Source organism: Streptomyces sp. NPDC048734 (assembly GCF_043198675.1).
Taxonomy (GTDB): Bacteria; Actinomycetota; Actinomycetes; order Streptomycetales; family Streptomycetaceae; genus Streptomyces.
Window position 1 is genome coordinate 1 of sequence record NZ_JBICUZ010000033.1, and the last position, 8,649, is coordinate 8,649.

Sequence of the window (8,649 nt, forward strand, 5' to 3'; positions counted from 1 at the left end):
GGGGGGGGGGGGGGGGGGGGGGGGGGGTTGGGGGGGGGGGGGGGGGGGGGGGGGGGGGGGGGGGGGGGGGGGGGGGGGCGGGGGGCGCGGGGGGGGGGGCCGCCCGGGGGGGCGGGGCGGGTCCCGCCGCTCGGGACCCGGGGCGGGGTTCCGGCGGGGCGGCGGGTGTCGCCGCGGCCGGGCGGGCGGCCGCCGGGGGTGCGCTGCGTCCTCGTCATGACCTTGTTCATGGTGGTCCCCGTTCGCTGGGCCCGGCCGACGGCGTCTACCGGGCGGTAACTTGCGCTGGGGATCTTCTACTCGGTCGCAGTGCGTGACGGCAAGTAGCTCAGAGTGGTGTCGGCGGGCCGGGTGGTTTCACCCGTCGGAGTGGTGCGGGAAGGGCGAAGTGCAGGTGGGAGCGGTGTGCGGGGTGAATTCCGGGGCCCGGGGTGGACGCCTGGGAGGCCATGGACAGGGACTCGAAAGGGGGCGTCCGCACGTATCCTGGAGGCCCTCCACGGATGCGGGGGACACCGAGCGGAGCCTTCGACCACGAAAGAGCGGCCCATCATGCGCGTCTACGTCCCCCTGACCCTTCCCGGTCTCGCCGAGGCGCACAAAGCGGGGGAACTGGGGTCGTCCGGGCCGCTCGTCGCCTGTGCAGTCACGCCCGGACTGCGCGAGTGGTACGTCTCCGACGACATCGAGGAACTGGAGTACGCGGCTCTCGGCCGGGCCGCGCTCGCCTCGCTGCGGCTGCTGGCGTCGGACCCCGGGGCGCCGCGGCGGCGCGTGGTGGTGGCCGTCGACGTACCGGACGGCGCGGCCACGTCGGATCCCGGCCGTGCCCCTGACCCGGCGGCGCTCGGTGAGGTCCGGGTGACCGGGCCCGTGCGACTGGCCAAGGCTGCCGCCGTGCACATCGACGCCGACGACGCGGAGGCGGACGTGGCCGCCGCGGTCGAGGCGCTGCCGGGGGCGGACGCCGGTGACGACGACGCCCAGTTCGTGGTCGACGGCGCCGAGGATCACGAACTGCTGTGGTTCGCCGCGCAGGAGATCGCCGGCCTGGTGGAATCCGACCGCTGAGGGCGGGACCGGCGGACCCGGACCCGGACCACGGTCCTTGGGCCGGGGCCCGGCGCCCGGCGCCCGGTGGTCCCGTGGCGTGAGTCACCGCCGCCCCGGGTGTCGGCGGTGGCGGGTACGTTTGCGGGTATGGGGAAGCAGGCCGGAGCGCACATCGTGTGGGACTGGAACGGGACGCTGTTCCACGACAACGACGCCATCATCGGAGCCACGAACGCGGCGTTCGTCGAGCTGGGGCTGGAGCCGATCACGCTCGAGCGGTACCGGGCGCTGTACTGCGTACCGGTGCCCAAGTTCTACGAGCGGCTGCTGGGCAGACTGCCCACCGACGCCGAGTGGCAGGTCATGGACGAGGTCTTCCACCGGTACTACGCCGAGCACCGGGTGCGGTGCGGGCTCACCACCGGGGCGGCGGAGCTGCTCGCCGGATGGAGTTCGGCGGGCCGCAGCCAGTCGTTGCTGAGCATGTACGTGCACGACGAGCTGGTCCCGCTGGTCCGGGGATTCGGGATCGAGCCGTACTTCGTCCGCGTCGACGGGCGGACCGGGCCGTCCGGCGGCAGCAAGGCCGAGCACATGGTGCGCCATCTGGAAACCCTGGCCGAGGTCGACGTGGAGCGCACCGTGGTCATCGGGGACGCCGCCGACGACGCGGTGGCGGCGCTGCACGTGGGCGCGCGGGCCGTGCTGTACACCGGGGGGTCGCACGGCCGGGCCAGCCTGGAGGGCGTCGGCGTGCCCGTGGTGGACACCCTCCAGGAGGCCGTCGAGACGGCGGAGCAGATGGCTGCCTGACGGGGTGCCCGCGGACGGCTGCCTGTCGGGGTGCCCGCGGAGGCGGCGCCGCCGAGGGCGCCGCACCGCCGGGCCGGGGCCGGGCGGTGCGGCGGAAGCCGCGCGACGCGACCTGTGCGAGGGAAGCCGGATGACGGAGGCCGTGCGCGACCCGTGCGGCGGAGGCCGTGCGCGACCCGTGCGGCGGTCCCGTCAGGTCGCCGGTGCCTTCGTGCGCAGCACCTTCAGGAACTCGCGCATCCACGCGGGGTGGTCCGGCCAGGCCCGGGAGGAGACCAGCGTGCCGTCGACGACCGCCTCGGTGTCCTGGAAGGTCGCGCCGGCGCTCTGCATGTCGAGTTCCAGGGCCGGGTACGCCGTGACGCGGCGGCCCGACAGCCCGTCCACCGCGGCGGTCAGCAGCGGCCCGTGGCAGATCTGGGCGACCGGCTTGTCCGTGTCGAAGAACGACTTGAGGATCTTGCGCAGTTCGGGGTCGTTGCGCAGGTACTCGGGGGCGCGTCCGCCGGGGATCACGACGGCGGCGTACGCGCCGGGGTCGACCTCGGAGAAGGCGAGGTCGGCGGGCCAGGTGTAGCCGGGCTTCTCGGTGTAGGTGTCGAAGCCGGGTTCGAAGTCGTGGACGACGAAGCGGAGCTGCTTGCGGGCGGGGGCGGCGATATGGACCTCGTAGCCCTCCTCGCGCAGGCGTTGGTAGGGGTAGAGGACTTCCAGGGACTCCGCTGCGTCGCCGGTGACGATGAGGATCTTCGTGGTCATGTCGGGCGGCTCCTCTCGGGCGGGCGCTCTCCTTGGGCAACCTGCCTCCTGGGCGCGGCCTCGCCAAGAGGTGGGTCGCTCTCAGATTGCCCGGGACCGGTGCCGGCGTCGACTTTTCCCACCCTCCCGCCGTGTCGCCCTCCGTCCTCCCGGCTTCCGCTCGCTCCGCCTGCCCTGCTCGCCCCGGTTTCCGCGGGCCCCGCCCGCTCTCGGGTTTCCGCTCGCTCCGCCTGCCCTGCTCGCCCCGGTTTCCGCGGGCCCCGCCCGCTCTCGGGTTTCCGCGCGCCCCGCCTGCCCCGCCCGCCCCCCGGCTTCCGCGGGCCCCGCCCGCTCTCGGGTTTCCGCGCGCCCCGCCTGCCCCGCCCGCCCCCCCGGCTTCCGCGCGCCCCGCGCCTCCTGGTTCCGACGGTTCGGGGACGTCCCTTCACACACCTCCTCCCGCCGCACCCCTGTGCAGAACGTCAAACTTCCACCCCCGGTTTTGTACACATACGGCTCATGACGGGCCCCCGGTGGGGAGCGATAGCCTGGGTGGCGTGATCAGCGCGATAGCTCGCGGGGGTGCGGTTGCCCCTGCCCCGCGCCCGGTGCGTGCGGACGACATCCGCGGCCGGGCGTCAGTCGCTGGTCCTCGCGGGCGGGACGGGGCCACCAGGGCCCCCAGGACGCCGTACACACCCCACGAGCAGGCGGCGCGGAGAGCAGCGTCACACCTGCGGGACACGTCGGGAATGGCTGATAACCCCCCGCTCCTCTCATCCTGCGGCATAGCGTCGGAACAGCCCGGAGACCCCGGGCCGTGGCGTCGAGCCGCAGGGGAAGAGACCGTACTTCCTTCTACGTCACGCAACGGCGCGCGACAGGAGCCAGAGGACAATGCAGACCAAGCTGGACGAAGCCAAGGCCGAGCTGCTCGAACGGGCGGCCCGGGTCGCTGAGAACAGTCCGGTCGGGGGGCACCTACCGACCGGGACGACGGGCGAGGGCGGTCCGGGGATCCCGGGCACGCCGGACCACGCGTCCGTGCTCTCGTTCCTCCAGCGCTACTACCTGCACACCGCTGCGGAGGACCTCACCGACCGCGACCCGGTCGACGTCTTCGGAGCCGCCTTCTCGCACTACCGGCTGGCGGAGAACCGCCCCCAGGGCACCGCGAACGTGCGCGTCCACACGCCGACCGTCGAGGAGAACGGCTGGACGTCCAGTCACTCCGTCGTCGAGGTCGTCACCGACGACATGCCCTTCCTCGTGGACTCCGTGACGAACGAGCTGACCCGTCAGGGCCGCGGGATCCACCTCGTCGTCCACCCGCAGGTCGTCGTCCGCAGGGACGTCACCGGCCGGCTCATCGAGGTGCTCAAGGCGCCCCCGGCCGCCGCCGACCTGCCGCACGACGCGCACATCGAGTCCTGGATCCACGTCGAGACGGACCGCGAGACCGACCGCGCCGACCTCAAGCAGATCACCGCCGACCTGCTGCGTGTCCTGTCCGACGCCCGCGAGGCCGTCGAGGACTGGGAGAAGATGCGCGACGCCGCCCTGCGGATCGCCGACGACCTGCCGAGCGAGCCCGTGCCCGGCGACCTGGCCTCGCCCGACGTGGAGGAGGCCCGCGAGCTGCTGCGCTGGCTGGCCGACAACCACTTCACCTTCCTCGGCTACCGCGAGTACCAGCTGCGCGCCGACGACTCCCTCGCGGCCGTCCCCGGCACCGGGCTCGGCATCCTGCGCTCCGACCCGCATCACGCCGGGGCCGACGCCCACCCGGTCAGCCCCTCCTTCGAGCGGCTCCCGGCCGACGCCCGCGCCAAGGCGCGCGAGCACAAGCTGCTCATCCTGACCAAGGCCAACAGCCGGTCCACCGTGCACCGGCCGTCGTACCTGGACTACATCGGCGTCAAGAAGTTCGACGCCGAGGGGAACGTCGTCGGTGAGCGCCGCTTCCTCGGGCTGTTCTCCTCCGCCGCCTACACCGAGTCCGTGCTGCGGGTGCCGGTCGTGCGGCGCAAGGTCGACAGTGTGCTGAAGAGCGCGGGGTTCTCGCCCAACAGCCACGACGGACGCGACCTGCTCCAGATCATGGAGACCTACCCGCGCGACGAGCTGTTCCAGACGCCGGTCGACGAACTGCGTTCCATCGTCACGTCCGTGCTCTACCTCCAGGAGCGGCGCCGGCTGCGGCTCTACCTGCGCCAGGACGAGTACGGCCGCTACTACTCGGCCCTCGTCTACCTGCCCCGCGACCGCTACACCACCGGCGTACGGCTGCGGATCATCGACATCCTCAAGGAGGAACTGGGCGGCACCAGCGTCGACTTCACCGCCTGGAACACCGAGTCGATCCTGTCCCGCCTGCACTTCGTCGTCCGGGTCCCGCAGGGCACCGAGCTGCCGCAGCTGTCCGACGGCGACAAGGAACGCATCGAGGCGCGGCTCGTCGAGGCGGCCCGCTCCTGGGAGGACGCCTTCCAGGACGCGCTCAACGCCGAACTCGGCGAGGAGCGGACGGCGGAGCTGCTGCGCCGCTACAGCAACGCCTTCCCCGAGGGCTACAAGGCCGACCACACGCCGCGCTCCGCGGTCGCCGACCTCGTCCACATCGAGCGGCTCACCGAGGAGCAGAACTTCTCGCTCAGCCTGTACGAGCCGGTGGGCGCCGCCCCCGACGAGCGCCGCTTCAAGATCTACCGCAAGGGCGACGCGATCTCCCTGTCGGCGGTGCTGCCGGTGCTCAACCGGCTCGGCGTCGAGGTCATCGACGAGCGGCCCTACGAGCTGCGCTGCTCCGACCGCAGTGTCGCCTGGATCTACGACTTCGGCCTGCGGCTGCCCAAGTCGCTGGGCGGCGGCGCCGGCGACCAGCTCGGCGACGACGGGCGCGAGCGGTTCCAGGAGGCGTTCGCCGCCACCTGGACCGGCAAGGCGGAGAACGACAGCTTCAACGCCCTCGTGCTCAGCGCCGGGCTCGGCTGGCGGCAGGCGATGGTGCTGCGGGCGTACGCGAAGTACCTGCGGCAGGCCGGTTCCACCTTCAGCCAGGACTACATGGAGGACACCCTCCGCACGAACGTCCACACCACCCGGCTGCTCGTCTCGCTGTTCGAGGCGCGGATGTCGCCCGACCGGCAGCGCGCCGGGCACGAGATCGTCGACGCGCTGCTGGAGGAGCTGGACGCCGCCCTCGACCAGGTGGCCTCCCTCGACGAGGACCGGATCCTGCGGTCCTTCCTCACCGTCATCAAGGCGACCCTGCGCACGAACTTCTTCCAGCGCACCGCGGACGGCGCCTGGCACGACTACGTGTCGATGAAGTTCGACCCGCAGGCCATCCCCGACCTGCCGGCGCCGCGCCCCGCCTTCGAGATCTGGGTGTACTCGCCGCAGGTCGAGGGCGTGCACCTGCGGTTCGGGAAGGTCGCGCGCGGCGGCCTGCGCTGGTCCGACCGGCGTGAGGACTTCCGCACCGAGGTCCTCGGCCTGGTCAAGGCGCAGATGGTGAAGAACACCGTCATCGTGCCGGTCGGCGCCAAGGGCGGCTTCGTCGCCAAGCAGCTGCCCGACCCGGGCGTCGACCGGGACGCGTGGCTCGCCGAGGGCATCGCCAGCTACCGGACGTTCATCTCGGCGCTGCTCGACATCACCGACAACATGGTCGCCGGGGAGGTCGTGCCGCCGGCCGACGTCGTCCGGCACGACGAGGACGACACCTACCTGGTGGTCGCCGCCGACAAGGGCACGGCGACGTTCTCCGACATCGCCAACGAGGTCGCGCAGTCCTACGACTTCTGGCTCGGCGACGCCTTCGCCTCCGGCGGCTCCGCGGGCTACGACCACAAGGCGATGGGCATCACCGCCCGCGGCGCCTGGGAGTCCGTGAAGCGGCACTTCCGCGAGCTGGGCGTGAACACGCAGGTCGAGGACTTCACCGTCGTCGGCATCGGGGACATGTCCGGTGACGTGTTCGGCAACGGCATGCTGCTCTCCGAGCACATCCGGCTCGTGGCCGCCTTCGACCACCGGCACATCTTCATCGACCCCGAGCCCGACGCGGCGACCTCCTACGCCGAGCGCCGCCGCCTGTTCGAGCTGCCGCGCTCCAGCTGGGCCGACTACGACACCGCGCTGCTGTCGGCGGGCGGCGGCGTCTTCCCCCGCACGGCGAAGGCGATCCCCGTCAACGCGCACATCCGGACGGTCCTCGGCATCGAGGACAAGGTCACCAAGATGACCCCGGCCGACCTGATGAAGGCCATCCTCAAGGCGCCGGTGGACCTGCTGTGGAACGGCGGCATCGGTACGTACGTGAAGTCGTCGGCGGAGTCGAACGCCGACGTCGGCGACAAGGCCAACGACGCCATCCGCGTCGACGGCGCCGACCTGCGCGCGAGCGTCGTCGGCGAGGGCGGCAACCTGGGCCTGACCCAGCTCGGCCGGATCGAGTACGCGCGCGGCGGCGGCAAGATCAACACCGATGCCATCGACAACAGCGCGGGCGTGGACACCTCCGACCACGAGGTGAACATCAAGATCCTGCTCAACGGCCTGGTCACCGACGGCGACATGACGGTCAAGCAGCGCAACAAGCTGCTCGCCGAGATGACCGACGAGGTCGGCTCCCTCGTCCTGCGCAACAACTACGCGCAGAACACCGCCATCGCCAACGCCCTCGCCCAGTCCAAGGACATGCTCCACGCCCAGCAGCGCTTCATGCGCCACCTGGTCCGCGAGGGCCACCTCGACCGGGCGCTGGAGTTCCTGCCCACCGACCGGCAGATCCGTGAGCGCCTCGGCTCCGGCCACGGCCTGACCGGGCCGGAGACGGCCGTCCTCATGGCGTACACGAAGATCACGGTGTCGGACGAGCTGCTGCGCACCTCGCTGCCCGAGGACCCCCACCTGCGCGGACTGCTGTACTCGTACTTCCCGAGCGCGCTGCGCGAGCAGTTCGCCGAGCAGATCGACAACCACCCGCTGCGCCGCGAGATCACCACGACGGTCCTGGTCAACGACACCGTCAACACCGGCGGTACGACCTACCTGCACCGTCTGCGGGAGGAGACCGGCGCCTCGCTGGAGGAGATCGTGCGGGCGCAGACCGCGGCCCGCGCGATCTTCCGCTCGGCGCCGGTGTGGGACGCGGTCGAGGACCTCGACAACCAGGTCGAGGCCGCCGTCCAGACCCGCATCCGGCTGCACTCGCGCCGCCTGGTCGAACGAGGCACCCGCTGGCTGCTCAACAACCGGCCGCAGCCGGTGCAGCTCGCCGCGACCGTCGACTTCTTCGCCGACCGTGTCGAGCAGGTCTGGGGGCAGCTGACGAAACTGCTGCGCGGCGCGGACCTGGAGTGGTGGCAGCAGATCTACGACGAGTTGACCGGCGCCGGCGTGCCCGACGAGGTCGCCACCCGGGTCGCCGGGTTCTCGTCCGTGTTCCCCGCCCTCGACATCGTGTCGGTGGCCGACCGCATGGACCGGGACCCGCTGGACGTCGCCGAGGTGTACTACGACCTCGCCGACCGGCTGCACATCACCCAGCTCATGGACCGCATCATCGAGCTGCCGCGCGCCGACCGCTGGCAGTCCATGGCCCGCGCCTCCATCCGCGAGGACCTGTACGCGGCCCACGCGGCGCTCACCGCGGACGTCCTGGCCGTCGGCAACGGCACCTCGACGCCCGAGCAGCGGTTCACGTCGTGGGAGGAGAAGAACGCGGCGATCCTGGGCCGGGCGCGCACCACGCTGGAGGAGATCCAGAGCTCGGAGACCTTCGACCTCGCCAACCTGTCGGTGGCGATGCGGACCATGCGGACGCTGCTGCGGACGCACTCGTAGAGCCGGGCCGAAAAGGGGGGTGGGGGCCCCCCCCGGGGGGGGGCGGGGGGGCCCCCCCGGGTTTTGGGGGGGGGGGGGGGGGGGGGGGGGGGGGGGTCGGTGTGTAGTGCCGTCCTTGAGGGATCGGAGCCTGCTGAAGCGGCCACCCGTCCGGTTGCGTAACCCCACCCCTGCCGTGAGCGTTGTCAGTGC

Annotated in this window: 4 protein-coding genes; 3 read left to right on the plus strand and 1 reads right to left on the minus strand. The window is 72.2% G+C overall.

Annotation, left to right across the window (positions count from 1 at the left end; genetic code table 11):
- Positions 1 to 552: 552 nt before the first annotated feature.
- Together ACGFQC_RS35675 and ACGFQC_RS35680 are read left to right on the plus strand one after the other, a co-directional pair.
- Complete coding sequence (locus ACGFQC_RS35675) at positions 553 to 1,071, plus strand: DUF6912 family protein (RefSeq protein ID WP_363088595.1); 519 nt, start codon at positions 553 to 555, stop codon at positions 1,069 to 1,071.
- Between the two features lie 129 nt (positions 1,072 to 1,200).
- Positions 1,201 to 1,866, plus strand: coding sequence for an HAD family hydrolase (locus ACGFQC_RS35680; RefSeq protein WP_363088594.1), 666 nt, complete (start codon positions 1,201 to 1,203; stop codon positions 1,864 to 1,866).
- Positions 1,867 to 2,058: 192 nt separating this feature from the next.
- Here the strand turns inward: ACGFQC_RS35680 and ACGFQC_RS35685 are convergent, their stop codons facing one another.
- Positions 2,059 to 2,625: a DJ-1/PfpI family protein gene (locus ACGFQC_RS35685; protein ID WP_363088593.1), complete on the minus strand. Its 567-nt coding sequence runs from the start codon at positions 2,623 to 2,625 to the stop codon at positions 2,059 to 2,061.
- Positions 2,626 to 3,501: 876 nt separating this feature from the next.
- Here ACGFQC_RS35685 and ACGFQC_RS35690 point away from each other — a divergent pair.
- Positions 3,502 to 8,457, plus strand: coding sequence for an NAD-glutamate dehydrogenase (locus ACGFQC_RS35690; protein ID WP_363088592.1), 4,956 nt, complete (start codon positions 3,502 to 3,504; stop codon positions 8,455 to 8,457).
- The last annotated feature ends 192 nt before the right edge of the window (positions 8,458 to 8,649 follow it).